This window comes from Streptomyces diastaticus subsp. diastaticus, from assembly GCF_011170125.1.
GTDB lineage: Bacteria > Actinomycetota > Actinomycetes > Streptomycetales > Streptomycetaceae > Streptomyces > Streptomyces diastaticus.
The window spans coordinates 138,717-163,966 of the sequence record NZ_BLLN01000002.1 but is presented as its reverse complement, the minus strand read 5'-3'; the positions used below and the strand labels follow the sequence as shown (position 1 = coordinate 163,966).

Here is a 25,250-nt window from a genome sequence, read left to right as displayed (position 1 = left end):
ACGTTAAGGCCCCCGCCCCCACTTCACCGCCGGAGGGTCCGAAGATCCGTCCCGGGTACGAGATCGGGGTGGGACCGGCGTAGGGGTCCGGCCGCCGGAACCCCCACCGAGGTAGCCCCACCCCCCTACGGGAGGGGTGCTACAGAAGCTGCCGCGACCCAGCCGGCGCTCCCGGGGCCAGGGCTCGCCGGGAGGGGGGGGCGGGCGGCTCAGCCCTGCGACGAGGCCGAGGACGCCTCCGAGGCGGCCGCGCGCCTCAGTGCGGCGTCGCGGCGCCGGACGTACCAGATGCCGAGGCAGCCGAGGCCGGCGCCGGCCAGGCAGGTCCAGACCCACCAGGTGTGGCCGTGGTCGGAGAACCAGCCGTAGAAGGGGAGCTGTACGAGGAAGAGGACGAACCAGAGGATCGTGCCGCCGGTGATGGTGGCCACCACGGGCCCTTCCAGGGGTTCCGGTGCCTCGTGCCGGGGCGTCCACTTCTTCATGCCCCCAGCTTACGACCGGGCCGCCCGGCCTCCGCGCCGCGCCCGCGCCCACCCGCCCGGCCCGTCCCGGTACGCCCCTCCGGCCTTGTGGCTTATGCCTCTACGCGCGGAGATAGCAATTTCGGGTTCATGTATTCATACTGAAACAGCTTGAGGCTGACCGTTTTCTTTCGTAAGAAGACACAAGGGCCGCAAGTATCGGCAGGTTTCCGCCCCGGCCCGATTGATCCACCGGTCACACCGCCGTGATCCGGGGGTCACACCTGGCTGATTCTGTGCGGTGACCCGTACCCCCGTCCCGTCGTACGGACCTCCCGCCAAAGAGCCCGTACGCCTCGCACCCCTGAGGTTTCCATGCCCACCTCGGCCCCAGCCCAGGACGCCACGTCCGAGCAGCCGAACCCGCCGTCCGGCGCGCTCGACCGCTACTTCAAGATCACCGAGCGCGGTTCGACGATCGCCCGCGAGGTGCGCGGCGGCTTCGCCACGTTCTTCGCGATGGCCTACATCATCGTGCTGAACCCGATCATCCTCGGCAGTGCCAAGGACATGTACGGGAACCAGCTGGACAACGGCCAGCTCGTCACCGCCACCGTGCTGACCGCGGCGCTGACCACGCTGCTCATGGGCGTCGTCGGCAACGTGCCGGTGGCCCTCGCCGCCGGACTCGGCGTGAACACGGTCGTCGCCCTCCAGCTCGCTCCCCGGATGAGCTGGCCGGACGCGATGGGCATGGTGGTGCTCGCCGGTTTCGTCGTCATGCTGCTGGTCGCCACCGGCCTGCGCGAGCGGGTCATGAGCGCGGTGCCGCTCGGCCTGCGCAAGGGCATCGCCATCGGTATCGGCCTGTTCATCATGCTGATCGGCCTGGTCGACTCCGGGTTCGTCTCCCGTATGCCGGACGCCGCGCAGACCACCGTTCCGCTCCAGCTCGGCGCCGACGGCCACCTCAACGGCTGGACCGTGCTGGTCTTCGTCCTCGGTGTGCTGCTGACGCTGGCCCTCCTGGTGCGCAAGGTGCCCGGCGCCATCCTCATCTCCATCGTCGCGATGACCGTGCTGGCGCTGGTGGTCAACGCGGTCGCCGACATCCCGTCCTGGGGCCTGACCACGCCCGAGTGGCCCGGCAACCCGGTGGCCACCCCGGACTTCGGGCTGATCGGCCAGGTCAGCCTCTTCGGCGGGTTCGCCAAGGTGGGGCTGCTGACCGGCATCCTCTTCGTCTTCACCGTGCTGCTGTCGTGCTTCTTCGACGCGATGGGCACGATCATGGCGGTCGGCGACGAGGCTCACCTCACCGACGACAAGGGCAACATGCCCGGCATCAACAAGGTCCTCTTCGTCGACGGCATCGCCGTCGCGGCGGGTGGCGCCTCGTCCTCCTCCGCCACCACCTGCTTCGTGGAGTCCACCGCCGGTGTCGGCGAGGGGGCCCGCACCGGCTTCGCCAACATCGTCACCGGCGGCCTCTTCGCCGTCGGCCTCTTCCTGACGCCGATCGTGACGATGGTCCCCTCGCAGGCCGCCACCCCGGCCCTGGTCGCGGTCGGCTTCCTGATCCTCTCCGGCTCGATCGGCGCGATCGACTGGACGGACTTCACCATCGCGATCCCGGCCTTCATCACCTTCATGATGATGCCGTTCACGTACTCCATCACCAACGGCATCGGCATGGGCTTCGTCAGCTTCTGCGTGCTGCGCCTCGCCGCCGGCCGAGGCCGCTCGGTGCCCGCGGCGATGTACGCGGTCTCGGCGGTCTTCGCCTTCTACTACCTGATGCCGGCACTCGGTCTCACCTGACCCGGCCCGGCCCGCGCCCCGGCGCGGTCCGCTGCGGGACGGCCCCGGCCCGGTCCGCCCGACCCCCGCTCGCCGCGGGGGTCAGGTGGGCCGGGTCGCGCCGTTCACCGCCTCGTCCTGGACGCTCCCGTCACGCGGGTCACGGCTCTCCCCGGACTCGTCCCCGTAGAACTTCTCGGTCTCCTCCACCGCCGTCTGGAACCGCTGGTCGAAGTCGTCCCGGATCATCGTCCGCACGACATAGTCCTGGACGCTCATGCCGCGCCTGGCCGCGTGACCCCGAAGACGTTCGAACAGCTCTGAGTCCATGCGCAGGCTGAGTACGTGGGTGTCCATACCTGTCAGGGTCCCCGCACGTCTGGCGCGATCGTGCCGCTTTTCGCGCCACCCTCACTCTTTCGGGTGACGACCAGGTGCCCGTCCGGCAGGTCCCGGGCGACGCTGGTCACTCCTGCGGAGGGTGTCCGGCCGGTGGCCGTGACCCCCGCCACCGCGGGGTCCCCACGGTGGTATTTAGACACAGTAATAAGTTACGCTAACTAGTATGCCGGATCTCACCCATGGCGAAGACGCCGACGCCGTGAACGCACTGCGCTCCTCCGTCATGCGCCTCTCCCGCCGACTCAAGCACCAGCGGGTCGACGAGTCGCTGAGCCCCACCGAGATGTCGGTACTGGGCACCCTCGCCCGCTGCGGTACCGCCACCCCGGGCGAACTGGCCCGCAAGGAGCACGTGCAGCCGCCGTCCATGACGCGGATCGTGGCCCTCCTGGAGGCCAAGGGCCTGGTGCGGCTCGAACCGCACCCCGAGGACCGCCGCCAGAAGGTGGTCACCCAGACCGAGGAGGCCGAGGCGATGCTGGAGGAGAGCCGCAGCAGGCGGAACGCCTGGCTCGCCTCCCTCGCCGCCGAACTGGACGAGGACGAGTGGGCCCGGATCCGTTCCGCCGCCCCCGTCCTGGAGAAGCTCGCCCACCTCTGACCCGTACCCCTCCCGGGTGGCAGCACCGGAAGTACCAGCAGTACCAGCAGCACCGATCGACGAAGACGAACGACAGCCCCGCCACAAGGAGGCGACGTCCTTTGAGTACGGGACCCGGAGCAGACTCCGCCCCCGCACCAGCGACCCACGACACCACCCCGCCCACCCCCAAGCAGTCCATGTTCAGCTCGTTGAGGATCCGCAACTACCGGCTCTTCTTCACCGGGCAGGTCATCTCCAACACCGGTACCTGGATGCAGCGCATCGCCCAGGACTGGCTGGTCCTCACCCTCACCGGGTCGTCCGCGGCCGTCGGTGTCACCACCGCCCTCCAGTTCCTGCCGATGCTCCTCTTCGGGCTCTACGGCGGTGTCCTCGTCGACCGGCTGCCCAAGCGGCCGCTGCTCCTGTTCACCCAGGGCGCCATGGGCCTCACCGGCCTCGCGCTCGCGGTGCTCACCCTCTCGGGCCAGGTCCAGGTCTGGCACGTCTACGTCACCGCGTTCGTCCTCGGCCTCGTCACCGTCGTCGACAACCCCGCGCGGCAGACCTTCGTCAGCGAGATGGTCGGGCCCCGCCAGCTCGCCAACGCCGTCTCCCTGAACTCGGCCAACTTCCAGTCCGCCCGCCTCGTCGGTCCGGCCGTCGCCGCCGTGCTGATCAGCGCCGTCGGCTCCGGCTACGCCTTCCTCATCAACGGCCTCTCCTTCGCGGCGCCCATCGCCGGGCTGCTGATGATGCGCATGGGCGAGCTGCACAAGGCCCCCCGCGCCCCGCGCGGCAAGGGCCAGCTCCGCGAGGGGCTGAAGTACGTCGCCGGGCGGCCCGACCTGATCTGGCCGATCGTGCTGGTCGGCTTCATCGGCACCTTCGGGTTCAACTTCCCGATCTGGCTCTCCGCCTTCGCCGACAAGGTCTTCGACGGCGGCCCCGGCATGTACGGCACGCTCAACACGCTGATGGCCGCCGGCTCGCTGGCCGGTGCCCTGCTCGCCGCCCGGCGGGGCGCGGGACGGCTCAGGCTGCTGGTCGCCGCCGCCGCGGGCTTCGGCATCCTGGAGCTGGTCGCCGCCTTCGCGCCGTCCGTCTGGATCTTCGCCGTCCTCATGGTGCTGACCGGCATGTTCGGCCTGACCGTCAACGTCACGGCCAACTCCTACGTGCAGATGGCCACCGAACCGCAGATGCGCGGACGCGTCATGGCCCTCTTCATGATGGTCTTCACCGGCGGTACGCCGCTGGGCGCGCCCCTGCTCGGCTGGATCACCGACGCGTACGGCGCCCGGACCGGCTTCGCCGTCGGCGGCGCGATCTCGCTGCTGGCCGCCGTCGGCGTCGGCCTGGTGCTGGCCCGCGTCGGCGGGCTGAAGGTCAAGGTCGACCTGCGCCGCGGCCGCAAGCACATCAGGTTCGTGCCGGACGAGAAGCGGCTGACGGCCGCCGCCTGAGGGCACCACCGACCCGCACACGGCCGCTCCCCGGGCCGGGGGAGCGGCCGTCGCCGTACCGGCCCGGCAGACTGCTGCCATGGCCACTCCCGCGCCCCGTCCCCGCCTCTTCGTCGCCGTCGTCCCGCCGCAGGAGGTCCTCGCCGAGCTGGACCGCGCCACCGCCGCCCTGGAGGCCCTGCCCGGCACCGATCGGCTGCGTCGCACCGAGGCGGCCGGGCGCCACTTCACCCTCGCCTTCCTCGGGCCCTGCGACCCCGGGCGCCTGGACGGGCTCACCGCGCGCCTGGCCCGGGCCGCACACCGCACCGCGCCCTTCCCGCTCGCCCTGCGCGGCGCCGGCCACTTCGGCGACCGCGTGCTGTGGGCGCGGCCCGAGGGCGGCCTCACCGCGCTCGGCCGCCTCGCCGACCGCGTACGCGCCGCCGCCTCCCGGGCGGGGCTGCCGCCCGACGCGGAGCACGCCTTCCGGCCGCACCTGACGCTGGCCCGCGTCCGGCCCGGACAGCGCGTCCGGCTCGCCCCGTACACCGAGGCACTGGCGGGACTGGCGGCCGGCCCCTGGCGGGTGACCGAGGTGCGGCTGATCCGCAGCGTGCCGCCGCCTGGCGGCGTGCCGGGGGCCCGTCCCCGCCATGAGACGGTCGGGCGCTGGCCGCTCGGCGGGTGACCGCGGGGGGCGCGTCGGGTCCGTGGGGGCCGTGGGGTCCGTCACCCCGGGCCCGGACCGCGCCACCAGGCCGTTAACCTCGTAGGCGTGGACCCCAAGACCAGGAACCGGATCATGGCCGGTGTGCTCGTACTGATGTTCGCCGTCATCGCCGTCTCGGCGGCCGTCGGCGCCTGACACGTACGCGGGGAAGCGCCCCCGGAACCGTGGCTCCGGGGGCGCCCGCCGCTTCGGCGGCCCCTACCAGGCGAACGCCTCCGGGGACGGCCCCGGGCCGGGGAAGATCTCGTCGAGCGAGCTGAGCAGCTCCCGCGGCAGCTCCAGCTCCACGGCCCGGACCGCCGAGGCGAGCTGCTCGTCGGTGCGCGGCCCGACGATCGGCCCGGTCACCCCGGGCCGCGTCAGCAGCCAGGCCAGCGCCACCTCGCCCGGCTCCAGACCGTGCTTCTCCAGCAGGTCCTCGTACGCCTGGACCTGCGCGCGGATCGTGGAGTTGGCCAGCGCGTCGCCCGAGCGGCCGTCCTTCGTGCGCGACCCGCCGCCCTCGCGCTCCTTGCGGATGGCGCCGCCGAGCAGCCCGCCGTGCAGCGGCGACCAGGCGATGACACCGAGGCCGTACTCCTGGGCGGCCGGGATGACCTCCATCTCCGCGCGGCGCTCCGCGAGGTTGTAGAGGCACTGCTCGCTGACCAGGCCGAGGCCGCCGCGGCGGGCGGCCACCTCGTTGGCCTGGGCGATCTTGTAACCGGGGAAGTTGGAGGAACCGGCGTACAGGATCTTGCCCTGCTGGACCAGGGTGTCCATGGCCTGCCAGATCTCGTCGAACGGGGTGCGCCGGTCGACGTGGTGGAACTGGTAGAGGTCGATGTGGTCGGTCTGGAGCCGGCGCAGGCTGGCGTCCACCGCGCGGCGGATGTTGAGGGCGGAGAGCCGGTCGTGGTTGGGCCACACGTCGCCGTCGGCACCCATGTTGCCGTACACCTTGGTGGCCAGGACCACCTTGTCGCGGCGGCCTGCGCCCTGGGCGAACCAGGTGCCGAGGATCTCCTCGGTGCGTCCCTTGTTCTCCCCCCAGCCGTACACGTTGGCCGTGTCGAAGAAGTTGATGCCGTCGTCGAGGGCCGCGTCCATGAGGGCGTGGCTCTCGGCCTCGCCGGTCTTCGGCCCGAAGTTCATCGTGCCGAGCACGAGACGGCTGACCTTGAGACCCGTACGTCCGAGCTGCGTGTACTTCATGTCCACAGCCAAGCCCTTCGGGTGTGCTCCAGGCAAGGGTGCGGGGCGGCGTGGCTCCGCCGGTGCCCTGTGGCAGGCTCGGAGCCATGACTGAGACGACCGGGGCCCGGCCCCAGCTGCTGGCGGTGGTGCGGGAGCGACTGGCGTCGGCCGGTGACGAGGAGCGGGGCGCCCTGTGGCGGCTGGCCGAGGACGGGCGGGAACTGGACGCCAACCTGGTGCGGCTGGCGCCCGGCGCGGTGGTCGGCGAGCACCGCGAATCCGTCCTCGACGTGCTGCTGGTGGTCGTGGCCGGAAGCGGACGGGTCGAGCCGGACGGGCCGGCGCTGGAGGAGTCCGCCGTGCTGTGGCTGCCGCGCGGCTCCCGGCGCGCGTTCACCGCGGGCCCGCACGGCCTCGCCTACCTCACCGTCCACCGCCGCCGCCCCGGCCTGTCCATCGGTTCCGCGCCGCCCGGCACCGTCCACGCGGCCGAGCCCCCCGGCGGTGAGGCCCCCTGCTTCATGGACCGGGTCTGCCCCGGCTGCGGCCGCGTCTCCGACGACCCGGCGCCGGTGTACTGCTCGCGCTGCGGCGAGCGGTTCGCGTGAAGCCGCCGCCCGCCCCGCGACCGGGCCGGCGCGGTGCGCCCCGGCCCGCCGGGGTAGACGTGGCCCCATGAGCACCGGTCAATGGATCGCCCTCGCCGTGGTCCTCGCCCTGGCGGGACTGGCGGCCGTCCTCGTCCTGCTGGTACGCGTCTTCCGGGCCCGCAGACTTCTGGTGGACGCCGGCGTCCCGCTCCAGAACAAGGCCCTGTTCTGGACCGCGGTGGTCTACACCGTCTCGCCGGTCGACCTGCTGCCCGACCCCGTCTACCTCGACGACATCGGCTTTCTCCTGCTGGCGCTGCGCTCCCTGCACTCAGCCGGCGCCCACGCCGTCGCCGCCCGCCGTGAGAAGCGCGCGGGCGGTGCGGAGACGGGCACGGGAACGGCTGAGGGGCCGGGACCGCGGCGGGCGTCCCTGACGAAGGACCGCTAGCTGTATTGACCACGAGCGTTGTCGACAGTCGCCGGATTTGATCAAGACATCCGAACGGATTGCTGCGGTGGCCGCCCGCCACGCCCGGGGCGAAGCCGAGGAGGAGACGCCGAGGCGGAGACGGACACCGCCCGCCGCCGTCCGGTAGGCGACGCCCACGCCCTCCGGCTCCCGCCACGGGGACGTGGATTCCGTGGGGCTGCGGGCCCGCTGGACCAGCGTTCCTGTGCCGGTCCCGGCGCTGGAGACGCGGGAGTTGGCCGGGTTCGGACCGTCCGGCCGCGCGAGGGCGGGGGAGGTACGGCCGAGCGGCGCGCCGTCCCGCCACCTCGACCGGACCGGCCCCCGCTCACGAAAGCCCCGCCGTGCGGTGAGGAGGCTGCCCGACGTGCGGCCGGGGCGTGCTTGACGCGGGGCGAGGCTGCTGGCAGCGTGCCCAGCGACAACCGTCGCCGTCGCCGCAGACCATCGGGGGAACCCGTGCCCAAGCGAACACCGCGAGGCCGGACCGCCGCCGCCCTCCTGTGCGGCCCTCTGCTCGCCCTCACCGCCGCCTGCGGTTCCGGCGACGACGCCCCGGCCCCGCAGTCCACCGCCAGCTACGCCGCACCCGCGCCCAGCCCCGCCACCACCGGGCCGGCCGGGCCGCTCACCGGTGTCTGGGACAAGGCCGACCCGGAGGCGCCCGCCACACTCACGGTGAGTGACGACGGGGCGGTCACGCTCACGGCCGAGGACGCCACGTGCAACGGAGAGGCACAGCGGGCCGGACGCACCGCCTACACGGCGTCGCTGACCTGCACCTCGGGCCCCGACCGCACCCTCACGCTGACCCTGCCCGACGCCGACCCCGCCGAGACCCTCACGGTCACCGGCGAGGGGAAGCGGGGCCCGGGCACGTACGAGCGCACCACCTGACCCTTTCCGGCCCCTCGCCCGCCGGGCACCCGAGCCGCCTGGCGTAACCAAATACCCCGGCGATAGCGTCAGTTCCCCAGTCCGAACTTTCGCCCGCACCGGGAGTCGTCACGTGAACCGCCGAACGTTGCCCGCCCTCACCGCACTCGCCACGGCGACCGCCCTCCTGCTGACCGGCTGCGGCGGGGAGTCGTCCGACCCGGACGACAAGATCGCAGGCGCGGGGGAGAACTCCGCCGAGGCTTCGGCTTCGCCTGGCGAGAAGGGAGCGGGGGATGGGATCGACCGGCCCGAGATGGAGTTTCCGGGTGACGTCGAGTTCAAGTTCGCCTGGCAGAAGCCCTCAGAAGCCAAAGAGGCTGCAGTACTTGACGACACGGAGCAGTATCTGAGGTCGATCATTTACGGCATCACCGAGCAGGACCCGCGCAGCTCGCCGTACAAGTTCTACACGGTCCCGCTCAGCCAGGCAGCCACCTATGCCGAGGATCAGATCAAGCAGGCCAAGGAAGCGGGGCACACTGTCAGCGGTGTGCAGCAATTTCCCTCTGCTCAGGTGAAGCTGTCCGGGACCAGGACCGCGTCGGTCACCTATTGCCAGGACGAGTCGAAGTTCTACAGCAAGAACGTGAAGGGGGGAAAGGTGAAGGTCACTGAGCCCAGCGAAAACAGCTACTACTCCTTCACCCTGGTCCTGGAGGCTCCTACATCGGGGAAGGGGCCGTGGCGCGCTAAGGCCATTACCGGAAAGCAGGGGGTGGCCGAGTGCGCCGCCTGAGCCGTCGAGGTCCGGTCCTCGGAGCAGGGACCATCCTGCTGCTGGTGGCGAGCACTCCGGCTATGGCGGACCGTGGTGAATCGCTGGTCCCCTCCGGTGGGCAGCAGAACGGAAACCTGAACGCCCAGGTCGAGGTGATCAAGTACGACACCTCGAAGAATGGTTCAGGACCGGCGGCCGGCCCGGTCGCCGCGGCGCAGACCGACTGGTCGCCGCCGCCCTGCTGGTACGCGCCGAAATGGACCCCGGACGAGCTTCGCGACTACTACCAGTTGACCTATCAGGCGATACTTCACGATCCAGGTCTGCCGCCCGACGCTCGCAACAAGTGGAACGAGGAGCGGCACAACTACATCGACGGGGAATACGAGAACTTCAACGAGGAGAAGGAGGGCGAGGGGATGTGGTGGGGAGCAGTGCAGAATCCCAACGCACCCTTCGAGGAACAGTTCGCCTGCGACCGGATCCCCTTCTGGGCCGACAACGGTGAGACCCCCGAGGTCGAGAACGTCATCACGCCCGAAATCCTCGCCGGGCTCGCCTACGAACAGATAAAGGTGCCCGGGACGGAGGTCACGCTCGCCCCCGGGGGCAGGAGCAAGGTGAATCTGCCGACCTGGGCCTGGTTGGACGGTGGGGAGTTCAAACCGGTCTCGGTGACGGCCTCGTTGGCGGTGGGCGGGCTGGACATGTCCGCCACGACCACGGCCACACCCAAGTCGTTGACGATCGAGCCGGGGACGAAGGACGCGCGGTTGCATCCGGCGTCGGGGGAGTGCGCGCTCAACGGGGACGGGTCGATCGGGGAACCGTACGCCAAGGGGAAGGCGAACCAGGAGCCGCCGTGCGGCGTGACCTACCTGCGGTCCTCCGGCGGCGGGTCGTACGCCATGGAGGCGACGGTGACCTGGGAGATCAGCTGGACCGGGACCGGGGTGGCGGCCGCGCAGGCGCTGCCGGACGGGACGTTCGGGAACGAGCAGGCGGTCGAGGTCGAGGAGATCCAGTCGATCAACCGCTGACCCGGCGGGGAGGGGGGCGCGGGCCACCGGCCGGCCCCCCGCTTCCCCTGGGGGACGTCCTCACATCCCGCACGGCGCCCACGGTGCCCGGCACACACGCTCGCCGCACCGGGCGAAAGCCCGGGTACGTCCGGTACGAGAGCTTGTGCCAGGCGTGCCGAGAGCACGGCACCGGACACCGGCGGACACCGGCGGACACGGCGCAGGCCTAGCTCTTCCCCCCGCCCAGGCGGGTGAGCCGTACCGCCTGTGGGGTCAGCGCCGACACCTCGAACCGCACCCCGGCGAACTCCACGGTGTCCCCGGGCCGGACGTCCTCGTAGCCGGCGACCTGGACACCGGCGCAGTTGGCGTCGAGGCCGGCGGTTCCGGTCTCCTTGTGGACGTAGGCGACCGTGACGGACAGGCCCGTGGGGAAGCGCCGTACCCCGCCGTTGCCGAGCAGGGAGAGGGTCTCGCCCTCGGGCGGGAAGCCCTTGGCGGCGGCCGCCAGGACGGTGGGGTTGGTGGTGAAGCAGAGGGGGGCGTCGGCGGCGCCCTGGCGGGGTTCGAGCGACTTCGGCCCGGTGGCGAGGGCGGCCCTGTCCTCGGCGGCCCGCGGCTCCAGGACCACGCGGTGGGCGCAGAGTTGCCGCACCGTGTAGCCGTGACCGGAGACGGTGACCTCCGCCCCGGGGGTGACCTTCCACTGCTCCTGGCCGGAGGCGTAGGTGGCGCCGTCGCGCAGGGTGGCCGTCCGCGTCGTGCCGTCCGCGGAGGCCCCGGCGTACTGCACGCCGCCTCCGCCGGGCAACTTGAAGCCGCCGCCCCGCAGGACGTGGACGCCGCCCTCACCGGGGGCCTCGCCGACGCACGCGGGGCCCTTGTCGCGGGCGGCCGGGGTCGCCTCGCCCCCACCGCCGCCTTCCCCGCCCGCCTCGGGTGACGAGCCGCAACCCGCCAGGGACAGCAGGGCCAGCGCGGCGGCCGCTGCCGTGCCGTAGCCGTGCTTACGCGTCCGCCTGGTCACCGGAGTCCTCCCCGTGGGTGTCCGCCGGGCCTTCGAGGACGACACGGGTGCGGTAGTCGACCTCGGCCACCCGCCAGGTGTCGCCGGTGACCTCCACCGTGTCGCCCGGGGTCAGTCCGTCGTGCTCGACGGGGGGCAGTCCCTCGCAACTGATCTGGACGCGGCCGTGCACCGAGGGCTGCGAGAAGACGGTCGCCACGATCCGGTGGGTGCGGCCCTCGTGCTCGACGGAGTACGGCACGTGGTGGCGCAGCACCCACCGGCCGTCGAACGCGAAGGGGTACTTGACGCGAGGGGCGTCGTCGTCACGGGACATCGAAGGCCTCGGGGTAGTGGAAGTACTTGTCGAGCTGGTCCTGGCTGACGGTGATCGGCGGATAGCCCTGGGTGCCCCAGGGGTTGCCGAGGACGACCTTGCCGTCGTCGGTGAAACCCCGCACGTAGTAGGCGTGGTTGGTGTGGTAGGTGCTGCCCCACTCCTTGGGGTGGTCCTTGTCGAGGCTCTCGTCGTCAGGGGTGGAGACGGTGACGACCTGGCCCGACTCGTAGGCCTCGCGCAGCCGGTCGATGTCCTTGTCCTGGCCCGAGCCGATGCCGAGGAAGCCGCCGGTGCGCAGGTCCTCACCCTCCTGGCCGGTCAGGTAGGGCGCGGACTTCTTGGGGTCGTCGCCCTCGATGCCGCCGTAGCCGCGTTCGCCCTCGCCGTCCTCCGAGTAGACCATCGCGAAGGCCTTCTCGTAGTACGCGGGCCAGGTCTCGCCGTTGCCGTACGTGCTGATCGGGTCGCCGTTCTGGTCGGTGGGCAGGTCGGCGGTCATGGTGACCCAGTGGTGGTTGCCCTCCTTGTCCCAGACGCGGACGCTGACCGTGCCGTTCGGGTTCTCCTTGATGCCCTCCTCGATGAACTTCGGGTTCTGCTGGGAGAGCCCGGCCAGCGAGGCCACGTACCAGCAGTCGCCGAACTGGTTCTGGCTGACGTCGTCGGCGGAGACGCCGTCGCGGAACAGCGGGTCCGAGGGGGGTGCCCAGTGGATGCCGTTGTTGGTCAGGCCGTTCTGGTCGTTGCCGCCGCTCTCGTAGGCGCCCGTGTTGGTGAAGGTGGGCTGCATGTCCGGGAAGGCCGTCTGGAACTTGGCGACGTTCTGCGGGCTGATCCTGGACAGCATCAGGCTGAGCGTGTCGCGGCGCTGGTCCTCGGGCAGGCCGTTCTCGTCGAACGGGTTCCAGCCGGAGTCCGAGGTGTCGGAGAGCAACTCGTTGTAGAAGGCGAGGTCGTCGGGGGACGCCTTCGACATGAAGACGTCCAGCTCGGCGCCGCTCAGCCCGTCCAGTTCGGCGGCGATCCTCTCCAGGTCGTCCCGGTTGCCGTTGGTGCCGAAGTCGGTGCCGCGCAGGCCCTGGAAGTTGCGCAGGGCGTCGTCGATCTTCTTCGGGTCGGGCGGCTTCTCGTCCAGGAAGACGCTGCCGTCACTGACCGGGTAGCCGAGCTTCTCCAGCTCCTGGAGGCCCTCCATCTGGCGTACCCGGCGCTTCATGGAGCCCTGCATGTCCCCGAGTTCGCTCTGCAGGGAGCCGGGCAGGCGGCGGCGTCCGCCGAAGAAGGACGGCATCGGCACCAGGTCGCCGACGAGGCCCTGGAGGTCGGGGTCGCGGGAGGCGGCCTGGCCCGGCGGCAGGTTCTGCTGGGCGGTGGTGAGGAGCGTCGCCAGTCTGGAGTGGAGGCCGGCCGAGTCCCCGGCCTTCCGGTCCAGGTCGCCGGCGAGCGCCCGCAGCTTGGCGGCGTCGAATCCGCGGAAGGCCATCAGCCGCCGCCCGCTTCGGCCTTGGCCGTCTTCTCGGCCTGCCGGTCGAGTTCCTCGGCCTGGCTCTCCCAGCGGGTGGCGTCCGCCATCAGCGCCGTGCCCATGTTGTTGAGGGTGCGCTTGCGCTGCTGGAGCTTGGTGGTGCACTCGTCGGCGAACGGGCCCTGCCATATCGCGCCCTTGCCGTCTCCCGCGGCGGCGCGCGGGGTGGCCTTCTTCACCGCGTCGTCCAGGTAGGGACCGAGGCCGCGGGCGAGGGTACGGGCCTGGCGGGCGCACTCCCGCAACCGCTCGGCGCGTTTCTTCAACTCGGCTTCACTGTCGGCGTCCTTGGGACCCATGCGCCGTTCCTCTCCCCCGTCGGCCCGTTGCGTGCCGTGCCCGCCGGGTCCGCCGTCGCGGACCGGGAGCACCGCTGGTGCAGCATACGGGTGGCCGCCACCGCCTCCTACGGAGCGGCGGCCGTCTCTACGGAGGACACACAATCGGCACACACCCCGCCGCCTCCCCGCACGCGGCCGTGAGAGCGCCCGGGCGCGGGGATGGCGGTGAGGCGGTGGTGCGGTCAGGCGGCTTGCTCGAGGAGAGGCAGCAGGATCTCCTCCTCGTAGGTCAGGTGGGCCTCCAGTTCGGCGATGAGGCGGTCGACGTCCGGGAGGAGGCCGGCCGGGGTGGCGTCGGTGCGGCCGAGGGTGGCGCGCAGCTCGGCCAGGAGGGTGGCGACGGTCTCGTGCTCGGCGCGCAGCCGGTCGAGCTGCGGGGCCAGCTGAGGGTGCTGCCGGCCCATGGCGGGGAACAGACCGCGGTCCTCCATGGTGTGGTGGGCGTGGAGGTTGTCGCAGACGGTCAGGCAGTTGACCTTCAGCTGCGCCATGAGGGTGGGCCCGGATGCGGCGAACTCCTCGCGGACGGTGCTCAGTTCGCGGCGGAAGGCGTCGTGGACGCCGAGCAGCAGGGCTGCCGGGTCGCCGCCGGCGGGCGGGCCGGCGCCGATCTGGGTGAGGGCGACCACCGGGATGGCGCGGGTGGTCCCGCGCTGGTACTCGGCCCACCCCTGGTCGGCCTCGGCGGCCCGGGCGAAGAGGAGGTCGCGCTCCTCGCCGGTGAGGATCTCGGCGCGGGCCTCGTAGGTGAAGGTGCCGTCCTCGACGGTGAGGACGGGGTGGGCGACGAGGTTGTGGTACCAGGCGGGGTGGTGCGGACCGCCGCCCGCCGAGGCGATGATCAGGACGCGGTCGCCGTCGGGGAGGTAGCCGACCGGGTTGGTGTGCGGGCGGCCCGAGCGGGCGCCGGTGGTGGTGATCAGGAGCAGGCGGCCGCCTTCGAAGGGGCCCCCGACCCTTCCCCGGTTGGCGCGGAACTCCTCGATCACCGCCTGGTTGAAGGCGTGGACCGGGTGCGGTTCGGGCGTCGCGGAAGAGGGTGTCGCGGTGGTGGTCAAGAAGAGTGAGCCTTTCTCCGGGGCCATCGGCACGCGGCGCGGGAGTGCGCGGCGGCGGGGTGGGGTGGAGAAAGGTGAAAGGCGGGGCTCGTCCCCGCCTCCGCGTCAGGCGGAGGCCGGGTGCCCTACTCGTGAACGGCGCGAGGCCGACCCGGCAGTCATGGCGTCAGCCTAACCCAAGTCCCGGACCTCCCGCCCGAGTTGTGGCGGAAGGTGTCATTCCGGCAGGCTCCGGTACGGCCCGCCGACGCCCCAGCCCTGGTGCAGCGCGTCGGCGAAGGCGGCGGCGATGCGGTGTTCGCCGGAGGGGCCGGGATGGGTGCCGTCGTAGGTGTCGGCGTCCAGGGTGTAGCCGGGCGGGTGGGAGGCGAGCAGGAGCGGGGAGCCGGGGCGGTCCAGCTCGGCGACGGTCTTGGCGAGGAGCGTGTTGAAGCGGGCGCAGTCGTCGGCGAAGAAGGGGTCGGTGCGGGCGCGGACGTTGGGGACGACCGGGAGGATGACGGCGCGTACGTCCGGCTTGGCGGCGCGGGCCCGGGACAGGAAGGTCCGGGCGTGCTCGGCGGTCTCCTCGGCGTGCGCGTAGAAGCCGAGGTCGATCAGGCCGAGGGCGACCAGCAGCACGTCGGCGCGGGTGGTGGCGACGACCGGCTGGATCAGCGGGGCCATGTGCCGCCACCCCTCGCCCCAGCCCGCGAGGTGGCGGCGCGCGGCGGGCGGGAAGGCGGGGTCCGCGTACGCCTCGGAGGCCTCGGCGCCGTCGCCCGCGTACAGGCCGGTGCGGGGGCCTGTGATGGTGTACGCGCCGGGGCCGAGGGTCGTCTCCAGGTGCTGCCACATGCGGTGGCGCCAGGTGAAGTCCCCGGCCCGGCCGACCGTCATGGAGTCGCCGACGAAGAGGAAGCGCATGGGCAGCATCATCTCCCAGCGGCGCGGCACCGAGGACGTGAGCCCGGCCACGACCGGCTCCCGGCGCCGCGAGGCGACGGCGGCGTAGCAGACTGGGGCCATGAGCCGCCGTTCCAGCACCGCCCGCCGCCGGCCGGTCCGCCCCGGGCGGGCCGCCGCCGTCCTCGCCGCCGGGGCGCTGCTCCTGGCGCCCGTCGCCCCCGCCGCGGCGGCCTCCGGCGCTGACCAGGACTTCACCGTCGAGGACCCCCGGATCACCGAGTCCAGCGGGCTGGCGGCGAGCAGACGGCACCCGGGCGTGTACTGGACGCACAACGACAGCGACGACGGCGCCTACCTCTACGCCGTCGACTCACGCACCGGCAGGACCGTCGCCACGGTGACGATGACGGGCGTCGGCGAGCCGCGCGACGTGGAGGCCGTCTCGCTCGGCCCCGACGGCAACCTCTACGTCGGCGACATCGGCGACAACCTCGGCGGCACCTGGGACCACGTCTGGATCTACCGCCTGCCGGAGCCCGCCGAACTGCGGGACCAGGCGGTGGCCGCCACTCAGTTCACCGTCCAGTACGAGGACGGTCCGCGCGACGCCGAGGCGCTGATGGTGCACCCGGGGACCGGACGGGCCTACATCGCCTCGAAGAAGCAGTCCGGCGGCCGCCTCTACGCGGGTCCGGAGGAGCTGTCCGCCCAGGGCGTCAACGTCTTCCGCCCGACCGGCGCCGAGGTCGACTGGGTGACCGACGGGGCCTTCTCCCCGGACGGCTCCGAGCTGGTCCTCCGCTCGTACCTGGGCGCCAAGGCGTACGACTGGAAGGGCGACGGGAGTCTCGGCGAGCCCCGGCGGCTCTCGGCGCCGCTGCTCGGCCAGTCGGAGTCGGTGACGTACACCGCCGACGGGACCGGGCTCATGTACGGGGCCGAGGGCGCACGGAGCCGGGTCGTCCGGGTCGACGTGGAGAAGCGGGACGGGGAGGGCGGGGCGCCGGAGGGGACGAAGTCCCCCGGGGCCGAGCACCCGGACGGGGCCGGAGGCGGCGGCGAGGCCGACGGGGGTGGCGAGCAGCCGGCCGGCACGCTCGGCCTGGTGGCGGTCGGCGCGGTGGTGCTGGCGTGGCTCGGGCTGCGCAAGGGGCGGCGCGGGGAGAAGTAGCCGCCCACCGTCACTTCCCGGCGCGGCCGGCCGCCGCCAGGGCCTCCGAGCCGGCGGCGAGGCGTTCCGGGCCGGAGGTGCGGCGGGCGGGCGCCGAGGGTGTCCTCGGAGAGCGCGGCCGTCGTGGAGGTGCGGGCGGTGCCGCCTCGCGGATGCGCCTCCGCGTCAGGTTCCCGACGCGGCGGTCCACGGTGACGGCCGAGGCGGGTTGGCGGGAAAAGGCGTGCGAGCGAGGCGCCGGACTGCCTAGGGTAAGGGTTGATCGGTCTGATCGATCCCTACAGGAGGGCCGGTCGCCCCGCCGCTCCACCGCTCGCAGTCCCCGTCACCGAGGAGAGCCGTGACCCCCTCGCTTCCCATCACCCTGGACGACGTGCGCGCCGCCGCCGACCGCGTCAGGGGCGTGGTGCACCGCACCCCCGTGCTGCGCTCCCGCACCCTGGACACGCTGGTCGGCGCCGAGGTGCACCTCAAGGCCGAGAACCTCCAGCGGGTCGGTGCCTTCAAGTTCCGCGGGGCCTACCACGCGGCCTCGCGCCTCGACCCGGAGGCGCGGGAACGGGGGATCGCCGCCTACTCCTCGGGGAACCACGCCCAGGCCGTCGCCCTGGCCGCCCGGGAACTCGGCACCTCCGCCGTCATCCTCATGCCCGAGGACGCCCCCGCCTCCAAGCGGGCGGCGACCGAGGCGTACGGCGCCGAGGTCGTCACCTACGACCGGTACACCGGGGACCGCGCGGCGATCGGCTCGGCCCTGGCGGCCGAGCGGGGGCTGCCGGTGATCCCGCCGTACGACCACCCGGACGTGATGGCGGGGCAGGGCACAGCCGCGCTGGAACTCGTCGAGGAGGTGGGGGAGTTGGACGCACTGGTGATGCCGGTGGGCGGCGGCGGGCTGATGGCCGGGTCGGCGACGGCGGCCAAGGGCCTGTACCCGGCCACCCGGATCGTCGGCGTGGAGCCCGAGGCCGGCGACGACACGCGCCGCTCGCTGGCGGCGGGCGAGCGGGTCGGCGTCCCGGTTCCGCGCACCATCGCCGACGGCCAGGCCCTCACCACCCCCGGCGCCCTGACCTTCGAGGTCAACCGCCTCCTCGCCGACGCCGTGGAGACCGTCACCGACGACGAGATCCGCGCGGCCATGGTCTTCGCCTTCGAACGCCTGAAGACCGTCCTGGAGCCGAGCGGCGCCACGGGGCTGGCGGCGCTGCTGGCCGGACGGATCGGCCCGCTGCCGCCCCGCGTCGGCGTGATCCTCTCCGGCGGGAACGTCTCGGTGGAGCGGTTCACGGAGCTGTGCGGAGGCTGAGCCGGTCCGCGCACGCCCCGAGGCCCGCACCGGGAAACCGGTGCGGGCCTCGGGGCGTGGGACGGCGCGGGCCGCCCCGCACAACTCAGAGCTGCTCGATGACGTGGTCCACGCACTGGGTCAGCGCGGCCACGTCGGACGGGTCGATGGCCGGGAACATCGCGACGCGGAGCTGGTTGCGGCCGAGCTTGCGGTAGGGCTCGGTGTCGACGATGCCGTTGGCGCGCAGGACCTTCGCGACGGCGGCGGCGTCGACGTCGTCGGTGAAGTCGATGGTGCCGATCACCGAGGAGCGCTGCGCCGGGTCGGTGACGAAGGGCTCGGCGTACTTCACGTCCTCGGCCCAGCCGTACAGGGTGCGGGCCGACTCGGCGGTGCGGGCCGTGGCCCAGTCCAGGCCGCCCTGGCCGTTGAACCAGTCGAGCTGCTCCGCCAGCAGGAAGAGGGTGGCCAGCGCCGGGGTGTTGTACGTCTGGTTCTTCAGGGAGTTGTCGATCGCGGTCGGCAGCGAGAAGAACTCGGGGATGTGGCGGCCCGAGGCGTGCACGCGGCGGGCGCGCTCCAGGGCGGCGGGGGAGAACACGCCGATCCACAGGCCGCCGTCGGAGGCGAAGGACTTCTGCGGGGCGAAGTAGTAGACGTCGGTCTCGGAGATGTCGACCGGCAGGCCGCCCGCGCCGGAGGTGGCGTCGACCAGTACGAGCGCGCCCTCGTCGGCGCCCGCGACCCGCTTGACCGGGGCGGCGACACCGGTGGAGGTCTCGTTGTGGGTGAGGCCGTAGACGTCGACGCCCGCCTCGGCCCGCGCCTCGGGGTGGGTGCCGGGCTCGGCGGAGACGACGGTCGGCTCGGCCAGCCACGGGGCGAGCTTGGCGGCCTTGGCGAACTTCGAGGAGAACTCGCCGAAGGAGAGATGCTGGGACTTGTTCTCGATCAGGCCGTGGGTGGCGATGTCCCAGAAGGCGGTGGAGCCGCCGTTGCCCAGGATCACCTCGTACCCCTCGGGGAGGGAGAAGAGGTCGCGTACGCCCTCGCGGACCCGGCCGACCAGGTTCTTGACCGGGGCCTGGCGGTGCGAGGTGCCCAGCAGGGACGTGCCGGTGGCGGCGAGCGCGTCGAGCGCCTCCGTCCGCACCTTGGAGGGGCCAGCGCCGAATCGTCCGTCGGCGGGCTTGATGTCAGCGGGAATCCGGATCTCAGCCACCCCGCGAGCCTAGCCCGTCGGCCGGGGCCTCGGCGAAATGTCCGGAGACTGAGACGGGTATCCGGGGTGTGGACCCGCGGGGGGGTGCGGGGGACCGGCCCCGGCGTGGGGCCGGTCCCAGGCGCGTCCGCGCGGGTCAGCCGTGCAGGCGGACCGGGAGGTCGAAGAGGTCGTTCTGGGTGAGGATCGGCTTGTTGCGCAGCTCGGAGTCGTCGACGGCGAGGGTCAGGTCGGGGAAGCGGGCGTAGAGGGCCGGAAGGGCGACCTCGGCCTCGACGCGGGAGAGGGAGGCGCCGGGGCAGACGTGCGGTCCGTGGCCGAAGGCGATGTGGCGGATCGGGTCGCGGGTGACGTCGAACTCCCCGGCGGTCGGGCCGTGCTGCTTCTCGTCGCGGCCGATGGCGGAGAACGAGACGATCAGCCCCTCACCCTTGGGCAGGATCTGGTCGCCGACCTCGATGTCCTCGGTGGGGAAGCGGATCAGCAGGTGCGAGGTCGGGGTGTTGTGGCGCAGGGTCTCCTCGATCACCTGGGACCAGGGGATCTCGCCGGCGAGTACCCGGGCCCGCTGTTCGGGGTGGGCGGAGAGGGCGCGGACGGCGTTGACGATGAGGCTGATCGTCGTCTCGTGGCCGGCGGTGACGATGATCTTCAGGGTGTTGACGATCTCCTCGTTGGTGAGGGTGTCGCCGTCGGCCGCCGCCTCCAGCAGGCCGCTGGTCAGGTCGTCGCCCGGGTTGTCGCGTTTCGACTGGACGAACGCCTGGAAGATGTCGTCCAGTTCGGCCATCATCGGCGGCACCTGCTCGCGGGGCACCACCGTCGAGAGGAAGATGTCGAAGAGTTCCTTCAGCCGCGGGATGTGGTGCGCGGGCATGCCGAACAGCTGGGTGATGACCGTCATCGGCACCGGGTGGGCGTAGTGGGCCTTGAGGTCGACCACGCCGTCCTCGTCCGCGGCCCGCTCCATCCCGTCGAGCATCCGCGCGCAGAGCGCCTCGATGCCCGGGCGGAGCTTCTGCACCCGGCGCACGGTGAGCGCCTGGGCGACGAAGTTGCGCAGCCGCCGGTGCTCGGGGCCGTCGGCGGTGAGCATGGAGCGGCCCGGGTTGGCGAAGCCCATCAGCGGCCAGTCGGCGGGGATCTCGCCGTTGTTCCAGGCGTTCCAGTGGTTGATGTCCTTGACCAGCCGGCTGTCGGTGAGCAGCTTGCGGGCCTCGGCGTGGTGGGTCACGGAGTAGACCGGGATGCCCCCGATCAGCATGACCTTGGCCAGGGGGCCGGCCGCCCGCAGCTTCGCGCTCTCCCCGTCGAGGTCGCGGACGAGCGGGTCCAGCGCGACGTACGCCTCGGGGGCGGCGGCGTGGGCGTGGGCCGGGCAGCCGGGAGGCGGCGTGACGGGCGTCTCGGTGGCGGACGTCTCGGACAGGGACATGCGGTGCCTCCAGGTGGGCTGGGTCGGTCGGCGTCGCGGGGGGTGGGGTCTGAGGGGGCCGGCCCCCGCGGCGCCGAACGGCCCGGGGCCCGGCCGGTCAGCCGGCGGGCACGGGCGTGAAGCGCACCGGGAGCCGGGTCAGGCCGCGCAGCCACGGCGAGGGGCGGCGGGTCAGTTCCGCGGCGGGGACGGCCAGGTCGATGTCGGGCAGCCGGTCGAGGATGACCTCGATGGCGGTGCGGGCGACGATCTCGGCGATCTCCCGGGCCGGGAAGGGGCAGCGGTGCTCGCCGTGGCCGAAGGAGAAGAAGGCGTTGTTGCCGCCGGTCAGCGCCGACTGGTCGGTGCGGACCAGCGGGTCGTAGTTGGCGCCGGCGAAGCTGAGGATCAGCAGGTCGCCCTCGCGGATGCGGCGTCCGCCTATGTGGGTGTCGCGGGTGGCCCAGCGGCCGGCGATGTTCTGGCTCGGGGTGTCCTCCCACAGGACCTCGTTCATCGCCTCGGCGATGGAGTGGCGGCCGCCGAAGAGGGAGGCGGCGAACCGGTCGTCGGTCAGCATCAGCCGCAGCGTGTTGCCGATCCAGTCGGCGGTCGGCTGGTGGCCGGCGACCACCATCACCAGGACGTCCTGGATGATCTCGGTGGCGCTGAACTCGTCGGTGATCACGGCCCGGTCCTCGCCGGGCAGGTGCCCGCCCAGCCGCAGCATCCGGCTGGTGACGTGGTCGCGGGGGTGCACGTGCAGGTCGGCGACCATCCGGCCGACGCACGCGCGGATGTGCTGCTGCCCGGCGAGGGCGCGCTCACCGCCGTTGATCATGTCGTTGATCGCGTGGGCGAGGCCCCGGCCCTCGCTCTCGGGCAGACCGAAGAGCTGGAAGAGGACGAGGGCGGGCAGCATCATCGCGTAGTCGGCGATGACGTCGGCCTCGCCGCTGCCGCAGAAGTCGTCGATGAGGGAGTCGGCCAGCCGTTCGGTGGTGGCGCGCAGGTGATGCGCCTCGACCGCCTCCAGGCCGCCCTCCATGACGGCGGCGCGACGCCGGTGGCGTTCGCCGACGGTGTAGAGGATCGACTCCTCCTTGCCGATCATCGGGCGCAGGGGCCAGTTCTCCGGGACGCGGTCCCACTGGTTCCACAGGTCGGAGTCGCGGCTGTAGAGCACCGGGTCGCTGGTGACCTGGTGCAGTTCGCGGTAGCCGATGACCAGCCAGGCGGGGAGCCGCCCCGGCAGGACGACGGGGGCGACGGGGCCGTGGTCGCGGCGCAGGTCGCGGTAGAGCCCGATCGGGTCGGACTGGAAGCGGTCGCCGCCCAGCAGCAGGGGCGCGGGCTCGCCGCCGGGCCCGGTGGCGGCCGGGCCGCCGGCGCCGTGGGCGACGGGGCAGCCCCCGGTGGCGGACGCGGCCGGGGCGGGCGCGCCGGTGGCGGCCGACGGGGTGGGGGAGGAAGTCACGACAGGGCCTCCTGAGCCGGGGCGGTGGGGCGCGCGCCGGGGGCGTACAGCGTCCGCAGGTGCTCGACCAGGGTGATCAGCACGTCCCGGGCGGAGTCGCGGGAGCGGGCGTCGCAGTGGACGAGGGGGACGTGCGGTCCCAGGTCGAGGGCGTCGCGGACCTCGGCGTCGGTGTGCCGGGGGCCGCCGAAGTCGTTGCAGGCCACGATGAACGGCGTGCCGTGGTGCTCCAGCCGGTCGATGGCGTACCAGGAGTCGGCGATGCGCCGGGTGTCGACGAGGACGACGGCGCCCAGGGTGCCGGCGAACAGCCGGTCCCACAGGAACCAGAACCGCTCCTGGCCGGGGGCGCCGAAGAGGTAGAGGACGTTGCGGGCGTCCAGGGTGATGCGGCCGAAGTCGAAGGCGACGGTGGTGGCCGTCTTGGCCGAGACGCCGGCCGTGTCGTCGACGTCCTCGCCCGCGCGGGTCATCGTCTCCTCGGTGTTGAGGGGACGGATCTCGCTGACCGAGCGGACCAGCGTGGTCTTGCCGACGCCGAACCCGCCGACGACGACGATCTTCAGGCCGTTGTCGGCGGTGCGGGCCAGGGCCGCGCGCTCGGGCTGAGCGGAGGCGGCCGGGTCCGCGGTCGCTTCAGAGATTGCGGAGTCCAACGAGCACCTGCTCCAGAAGTTCGGGGTCCACCGCGCCGGAAGCCGGGGCGGACCGGGGGTGGCGGGCGCTGATCCGGCCCTGGTCCAGCAGGTCCGTCAGCAGCACCCGCACGATGGAGACGGGCAGTTTCAGGTCGGCCGCGAGCTCGACCACCGCCGTGGGACGGCGGCAGGTGGAGAGGATCGCCACATGCTCGGACTGCATGCCCGCGGTCGGCTCGGTCTCCGTCACCACCAGCGTCACCAGGTCGAAGGCGTCGCTGTCGGCGCGGCTGCGGCCGCCCGTCAGGGTGAACAGCCGGTCGGGGGCGTCGTCGCGGCCCGGCCTGCCCATCAGGTGGTGGCCTCGGTGGCGCGGGGCTCGGCGGCCAGGTGCTCGCCGAGCTGCTCCACCAGTTCGCTCATGTTGTGCCCGACCAGGCCGGGGTCGCCGTCCTCGTCGGCGACGACCGCGAGGTGCGCGCCGTCACCGGCCTCCACGATGAACAGCACCCCGCCGTAGAACTCGGCCATCGCCGACCGGACTCCGCCGGAGCCGTCGCCGAACTCCACCGAGGCGCCGTGCGACAGGCTCTGGATGCCCGCGGCGATGGCGGCGAGCTGGTCGGCCTGGTCGACGGAGAGTTCGGGCGTACGGCACAGCTTCAGGCCGTCGCGGGAGAGGACGAGGGCGTGGCGGGCGCCGGGAGTGCGCTCAAGGAGCTTCTCCAGCAGCCAGTTGAGCTTCTCGTCGGTGGTGGTGCCGGTCATGGGGACTCATTGCCTTCCGGGGTCGGTTCGGTCGGGCGGACGGCGTTGCGGAAGCTGCTGAACCGGGCAGCCCGCAGTCGGGCGTCGACCGGGTCGGGGGCCGCGCCCGGGGAGGCGGGAGCTCCGTCGGGGTGGGCCGCCGCCAGGGTCTGGCCGCGCCGCCGCTTGGGGAGTCCGGTGGTGCCGGACCCGGTGGCCCCCGGGGTGGTGCCGGTGGCCGGTGAGGGGGATTCGGTACGGGGCGGCGCCTGGGCGGCGCGGCGCGAGGGAAGCGGGGTACGGGCGTGCCCGTCGGGCGTCTCGGCGGGCGGCGCGTCGGCGGCCGGGCGGGTGTGCGCCCCGGGCTCGTCCTCGCGGTTCTCCCGGTACGCCGCCGGGTCGTACGGCACGGTCCGGAAGGCACCGGAGTCGTACGGGTCGGGATCGGCGGCCGGGGCCGCGACGGGGCCGGCCGCCGCGTCGTCCTCGTCCGCCCCGTCCGCCTCGGAGGTGGCCGGGAGGACCGTCGTGTCGGCCTCGGTGGCGGGGGCGGGCGAGGCCGTGGGGGCCGGATCCGCCGCGGGGGCGGACAGGAGTCCGGCGAACGGGTGCTCGCGGGCCTCCGGGGAGGCGGCGGTCGCGGGAGCCGTGGGGCCTGCCGGACGCGAGGGGCGCGACAGGAGGTCCTGGGGGAGCAGCACCAGCACACCGGTGCCGCCGCGCGCCGAGGGCCGGAAGGAGACCTTCAGCCCGTGCTTGCGGGCGAGGCGGCCGACGACGGCGAGGCCCAGGCGGGTGCCGGAGAGCCCGGCGAGGTCGGTGGTGCCGGAGACGGCGGCCTCGGCGCGGCGCAGCTGCACGTCGCTCATGACCAGGCCGGCGTCCTCGACCGAGACGATGAGCCCGGCCGGGACCTCCTCCACGTAGACGTGGACCTCGGCGTTGGGCGGCGAGAACGTGGTGGCGTTGTCGAGGAGTTCGGCGAGCGCGTGCATGACGCCCTCGGCGGCGTGCCCGGCGACGTAGACCTCGGTGGCGGCGTGGGTGCGCACCCGCTGATAGCCGCTGACGCGGCCCAGCGCGCCGCGCAGGATGGACTCCATGACGATCGGGCGGGCCCAGCGGCGGCCCGAGCGGGCTCCGGAGAGCACGGCGACCGAGTCGGCGAGCCGGCCGGCCTGCGCGGTGCGGTGGTCGAGGTGGAAGAGGTCGGCGAGGAAGTCCTCGTCGCTGTGGCGCTCCTGCATGGCCCGCAGGTCGGCGAGCATCCCGGTGGCGAGGGCCTGCATGCGTCCGGCGGCGTTGGCGAACGAGGCGAGTGCGGCGTCCCGTTCGGCGAGCGCGCCCCGCTTCTCCTCGGCCAGGCGGGTGTTCTCCCCGGTCAGGCGGACTCTTTCCTTGTCGCCCCGGGCCACCTCCTCGCCGAGCGAGTCGAGCCGCGCGCGCAGGGCCTCGTCGAGCTGGACGTACCGGGCCACGGTCACGGCGGCCACGCAGAGCAGCAGGGCCCCGGCCGCGGTGCACCAGGCCAGCGGTACGCGCATGGACGGCGGCGCGGAGAGGACGAAGGCGGTGCCGAGCACCCCGGTGACGAGTACGGAGACGAGCAGGGCCCGCACGGCGGGACGAAGCGGCAACCGCTCCGTCCCCGAACGCGTGAGGGGGGTGGTCGCTGTCATCAATCGGGTCCTCATGGACGCGTGGGGGCGGCGGCCGGGGACGTGGTCAGCGCCCGGGGCCGATGCGGAACAGAGCTGTACGGCTGCGGGGCGTGACCGCTGCCGGACA

At 72.9% G+C, this 25,250-nt stretch carries 27 protein-coding genes; 11 read left to right on the top strand and 16 right to left on the bottom strand.

Going from position 1 to position 25,250, the window contains the following annotated elements:
• Positions 1-209: 209 nt before the first annotated feature.
• A complete protein-coding gene (locus tag Sdia_RS02500; RefSeq protein WP_100456223.1) occupies positions 210-485 on the bottom strand; it encodes a DUF2530 domain-containing protein in 276 nt (91 codons plus the stop codon).
• A gap of 354 nt (positions 486-839) precedes the next feature.
• On the opposite strand from Sdia_RS02500, the gene Sdia_RS02495 reads away from it, so the two are divergent.
• Entirely contained in the window at positions 840-2,285 is a 1,446-nt protein-coding gene (locus Sdia_RS02495) for an NCS2 family permease (RefSeq protein WP_124287565.1), read from the top strand.
• 81 nt (positions 2,286-2,366) lie between these two features.
• On the opposite strand, the gene Sdia_RS02490 is transcribed toward Sdia_RS02495, so the two are convergent.
• Positions 2,367-2,621 carry a hypothetical protein gene (locus tag Sdia_RS02490; RefSeq protein ID WP_100456221.1) on the bottom strand — a complete coding sequence of 85 codons (255 nt, stop codon included), beginning with the start codon at positions 2,619-2,621 and terminating at the stop codon, positions 2,367-2,369.
• A gap of 208 nt (positions 2,622-2,829) precedes the next feature.
• On the opposite strand from Sdia_RS02490, the gene Sdia_RS02485 reads away from it, so the two are divergent.
• From Sdia_RS02485 to thpR, 3 genes are all read left to right on the top strand, one after another.
• Positions 2,830-3,267 (top strand): MarR family winged helix-turn-helix transcriptional regulator, encoded by a 438-nt coding sequence (locus Sdia_RS02485; RefSeq protein ID WP_100456220.1) that lies wholly within the window; start codon positions 2,830-2,832, stop codon positions 3,265-3,267.
• Between the two features lie 101 nt (positions 3,268-3,368).
• On the top strand, positions 3,369-4,715 hold the full coding sequence (locus tag Sdia_RS02480; protein WP_100456219.1) for an MFS transporter: 1,347 nt from the start codon (positions 3,369-3,371) through the stop codon (positions 4,713-4,715).
• Between the two features lie 79 nt (positions 4,716-4,794).
• The gene (thpR, locus tag Sdia_RS02475; protein ID WP_100456218.1) at positions 4,795-5,385 is read left to right on the top strand and encodes an RNA 2',3'-cyclic phosphodiesterase; all 591 of its coding nucleotides are present in this window, start codon (positions 4,795-4,797) and stop codon (positions 5,383-5,385) included.
• Between the two features lie 240 nt (positions 5,386-5,625).
• On the opposite strand, the gene Sdia_RS02470 is transcribed toward thpR, so the two are convergent.
• Positions 5,626-6,621, bottom strand: a complete 996-nt coding sequence (locus Sdia_RS02470) for an aldo/keto reductase (protein ID WP_100456515.1) — start codon at positions 6,619-6,621, stop codon at positions 5,626-5,628.
• Between the two features lie 86 nt (positions 6,622-6,707).
• On the opposite strand from Sdia_RS02470, the gene Sdia_RS02465 reads away from it, so the two are divergent.
• The 5 genes from Sdia_RS02465 to Sdia_RS02445 all read left to right on the top strand — a co-directional run bounded on the left by Sdia_RS02465 (position 6,708) and on the right by Sdia_RS02445 (position 10,362).
• The gene (locus Sdia_RS02465; RefSeq protein WP_100456217.1) at positions 6,708-7,211 is read left to right on the top strand and encodes a hypothetical protein; all 504 of its coding nucleotides are present in this window, start codon (positions 6,708-6,710) and stop codon (positions 7,209-7,211) included.
• Positions 7,212-7,278: 67 nt separating this feature from the next.
• Positions 7,279-7,644, top strand: coding sequence for a YkvA family protein (locus Sdia_RS02460; protein ID WP_100456216.1), 366 nt, complete (start codon positions 7,279-7,281; stop codon positions 7,642-7,644).
• A 480-nt stretch (positions 7,645-8,124) separates the two neighbouring features.
• Complete coding sequence (locus Sdia_RS02455; RefSeq protein WP_115067777.1) at positions 8,125-8,562, top strand: hypothetical protein; 438 nt, start codon at positions 8,125-8,127, stop codon at positions 8,560-8,562.
• A 112-nt stretch (positions 8,563-8,674) separates the two neighbouring features.
• The gene (locus Sdia_RS02450; RefSeq protein WP_124287567.1) at positions 8,675-9,340 is read left to right on the top strand and encodes a hypothetical protein; all 666 of its coding nucleotides are present in this window, start codon (positions 8,675-8,677) and stop codon (positions 9,338-9,340) included.
• Positions 9,341-9,402: 62 nt separating this feature from the next.
• Positions 9,403-10,362, top strand: a complete 960-nt coding sequence (locus tag Sdia_RS02445) for a hypothetical protein (RefSeq protein WP_229830929.1) — start codon at positions 9,403-9,405, stop codon at positions 10,360-10,362.
• Between the two features lie 208 nt (positions 10,363-10,570).
• On the opposite strand, the gene Sdia_RS02440 is transcribed toward Sdia_RS02445, so the two are convergent.
• The 6 genes from Sdia_RS02440 to Sdia_RS02415 form a co-directional block, all read right to left on the bottom strand.
• Complete coding sequence (locus Sdia_RS02440) at positions 10,571-11,371, bottom strand: hypothetical protein (protein ID WP_189400235.1); 801 nt, start codon at positions 11,369-11,371, stop codon at positions 10,571-10,573.
• Positions 11,352-11,687 (bottom strand): DUF6406 domain-containing protein, encoded by a 336-nt coding sequence (locus Sdia_RS02435; protein ID WP_100456211.1) that lies wholly within the window; start codon positions 11,685-11,687, stop codon positions 11,352-11,354. The genes Sdia_RS02440 and Sdia_RS02435 overlap by 20 nt, the downstream gene beginning before the upstream one ends.
• Positions 11,677-13,173, bottom strand: coding sequence for a C2 family cysteine protease (locus tag Sdia_RS02430; RefSeq protein ID WP_115067781.1), 1,497 nt, complete (start codon positions 13,171-13,173; stop codon positions 11,677-11,679). The genes Sdia_RS02435 and Sdia_RS02430 overlap by 11 nt, the downstream gene beginning before the upstream one ends.
• On the bottom strand, positions 13,173-13,514 hold the full coding sequence (locus Sdia_RS02425; RefSeq protein ID WP_100456209.1) for a hypothetical protein: 342 nt from the start codon (positions 13,512-13,514) through the stop codon (positions 13,173-13,175). The genes Sdia_RS02430 and Sdia_RS02425 overlap by 1 nt, the downstream gene beginning before the upstream one ends.
• 224 nt (positions 13,515-13,738) lie before the next feature.
• Positions 13,739-14,614: a nitroreductase/quinone reductase family protein gene (locus Sdia_RS02420; protein ID WP_185393296.1), complete on the bottom strand. Its 876-nt coding sequence runs from the start codon at positions 14,612-14,614 to the stop codon at positions 13,739-13,741.
• Between the two features lie 216 nt (positions 14,615-14,830).
• Entirely contained in the window at positions 14,831-15,520 is a 690-nt protein-coding gene (locus Sdia_RS02415) for a GDSL-type esterase/lipase family protein (RefSeq protein WP_100456513.1), read from the bottom strand.
• A 100-nt stretch (positions 15,521-15,620) separates the two neighbouring features.
• Here Sdia_RS02415 and Sdia_RS02410 point away from each other — a divergent pair, with 100 nt between their 5' ends.
• Both Sdia_RS02410 and Sdia_RS02405 read left to right on the top strand, forming a co-directional pair.
• Positions 15,621-16,673 carry a hypothetical protein gene (locus Sdia_RS02410; RefSeq protein WP_100456207.1) on the top strand — a complete coding sequence of 351 codons (1,053 nt, stop codon included), beginning with the start codon at positions 15,621-15,623 and terminating at the stop codon, positions 16,671-16,673.
• Positions 16,674-17,013: 340 nt separating this feature from the next.
• On the top strand, positions 17,014-17,982 hold the full coding sequence (locus Sdia_RS02405; protein ID WP_100456206.1) for a pyridoxal-phosphate dependent enzyme: 969 nt from the start codon (positions 17,014-17,016) through the stop codon (positions 17,980-17,982).
• 85 nt (positions 17,983-18,067) lie between these two features.
• On the opposite strand, the gene serC is transcribed toward Sdia_RS02405, so the two are convergent.
• The 7 genes from serC to Sdia_RS02370 all read right to left on the bottom strand — a co-directional run bounded on the left by serC (position 18,068) and on the right by Sdia_RS02370 (position 25,141).
• Positions 18,068-19,186, bottom strand: coding sequence for a phosphoserine transaminase (gene serC, locus Sdia_RS02400; RefSeq protein WP_115067784.1), 1,119 nt, complete (start codon positions 19,184-19,186; stop codon positions 18,068-18,070).
• Between the two features lie 136 nt (positions 19,187-19,322).
• Positions 19,323-20,621, bottom strand: coding sequence for a cytochrome P450 family protein (locus Sdia_RS02395; RefSeq protein WP_189500121.1), 1,299 nt, complete (start codon positions 20,619-20,621; stop codon positions 19,323-19,325).
• Between the two features lie 97 nt (positions 20,622-20,718).
• Positions 20,719-22,077 (bottom strand): cytochrome P450, encoded by a 1,359-nt coding sequence (locus Sdia_RS02390; RefSeq protein WP_100456203.1) that lies wholly within the window; start codon positions 22,075-22,077, stop codon positions 20,719-20,721.
• On the bottom strand, positions 22,074-22,733 hold the full coding sequence (locus tag Sdia_RS02385; RefSeq protein ID WP_100456202.1) for a GTP-binding protein: 660 nt from the start codon (positions 22,731-22,733) through the stop codon (positions 22,074-22,076). Before Sdia_RS02385 ends, Sdia_RS02390 begins: the two co-directional genes overlap by 4 nt.
• Positions 22,714-23,067 (bottom strand): DUF742 domain-containing protein, encoded by a 354-nt coding sequence (locus tag Sdia_RS02380; RefSeq protein ID WP_100456201.1) that lies wholly within the window; start codon positions 23,065-23,067, stop codon positions 22,714-22,716. The genes Sdia_RS02385 and Sdia_RS02380 overlap by 20 nt, the downstream gene beginning before the upstream one ends.
• Positions 23,067-23,483, bottom strand: a complete 417-nt coding sequence (locus Sdia_RS02375) for a roadblock/LC7 domain-containing protein (protein ID WP_003950061.1) — start codon at positions 23,481-23,483, stop codon at positions 23,067-23,069. Before Sdia_RS02375 ends, Sdia_RS02380 begins: the two co-directional genes overlap by 1 nt.
• On the bottom strand, positions 23,480-25,141 hold the full coding sequence (locus Sdia_RS02370; protein WP_185393297.1) for a sensor histidine kinase: 1,662 nt from the start codon (positions 25,139-25,141) through the stop codon (positions 23,480-23,482). The genes Sdia_RS02375 and Sdia_RS02370 overlap by 4 nt, the downstream gene beginning before the upstream one ends.
• Between the last annotated feature and the right edge of the window lie 109 nt (positions 25,142-25,250).

Excerpts from the sequence above, each read along its gene's own strand:
- Sdia_RS02445 (WP_229830929.1), top strand. The coding sequence starts at position 9,403 with ATGGCGGACCGTGGTGAATCGCTGGTCCCCTCCGGTGGGCAGCAGAAC.
- Sdia_RS02460 (WP_100456216.1), top strand. The coding sequence starts at position 7,279 with ATGAGCACCGGTCAATGGATCGCCCTCGCCGTGGTCCTCGCCCTGGCG.
- Sdia_RS02380 (WP_100456201.1), bottom strand. The coding sequence starts at position 23,067 with ATGGGCAGGCCGGGCCGCGACGACGCCCCCGACCGGCTGTTCACCCTG.
- Sdia_RS02425 (WP_100456209.1), bottom strand. The coding sequence starts at position 13,514 with ATGGGTCCCAAGGACGCCGACAGTGAAGCCGAGTTGAAGAAACGCGCC.
- Sdia_RS02395 (WP_189500121.1), bottom strand. The coding sequence starts at position 20,621 with ATGTCCCTGTCCGAGACGTCCGCCACCGAGACGCCCGTCACGCCGCCT.
- Sdia_RS02500 (WP_100456223.1), bottom strand. The coding sequence starts at position 485 with ATGAAGAAGTGGACGCCCCGGCACGAGGCACCGGAACCCCTGGAAGGG.
- Sdia_RS02375 (WP_003950061.1), bottom strand. The coding sequence starts at position 23,483 with ATGACCGGCACCACCACCGACGAGAAGCTCAACTGGCTGCTGGAGAAG.
- Sdia_RS02495 (WP_124287565.1), top strand. The coding sequence starts at position 840 with ATGCCCACCTCGGCCCCAGCCCAGGACGCCACGTCCGAGCAGCCGAAC.
- Sdia_RS02415 (WP_100456513.1), bottom strand. The coding sequence starts at position 15,520 with ATGCGCTTCCTCTTCGTCGGCGACTCCATGACGGTCGGCCGGGCCGGG.
- Sdia_RS02465 (WP_100456217.1), top strand. The coding sequence starts at position 6,708 with ATGACTGAGACGACCGGGGCCCGGCCCCAGCTGCTGGCGGTGGTGCGG.
- Sdia_RS02430 (WP_115067781.1), bottom strand. The coding sequence starts at position 13,173 with ATGGCCTTCCGCGGATTCGACGCCGCCAAGCTGCGGGCGCTCGCCGGC.
- Sdia_RS02490 (WP_100456221.1), bottom strand. The coding sequence starts at position 2,621 with ATGGACACCCACGTACTCAGCCTGCGCATGGACTCAGAGCTGTTCGAA.
- Sdia_RS02470 (WP_100456515.1), bottom strand. The coding sequence starts at position 6,621 with ATGAAGTACACGCAGCTCGGACGTACGGGTCTCAAGGTCAGCCGTCTC.
- Sdia_RS02410 (WP_100456207.1), top strand. The coding sequence starts at position 15,621 with ATGAGCCGCCGTTCCAGCACCGCCCGCCGCCGGCCGGTCCGCCCCGGG.
- Sdia_RS02370 (WP_185393297.1), bottom strand. The coding sequence starts at position 25,141 with ATGACAGCGACCACCCCCCTCACGCGTTCGGGGACGGAGCGGTTGCCG.
- Sdia_RS02435 (WP_100456211.1), bottom strand. The coding sequence starts at position 11,687 with ATGTCCCGTGACGACGACGCCCCTCGCGTCAAGTACCCCTTCGCGTTC.
- Sdia_RS02485 (WP_100456220.1), top strand. The coding sequence starts at position 2,830 with ATGCCGGATCTCACCCATGGCGAAGACGCCGACGCCGTGAACGCACTG.
- thpR (WP_100456218.1), top strand. The coding sequence starts at position 4,795 with ATGGCCACTCCCGCGCCCCGTCCCCGCCTCTTCGTCGCCGTCGTCCCG.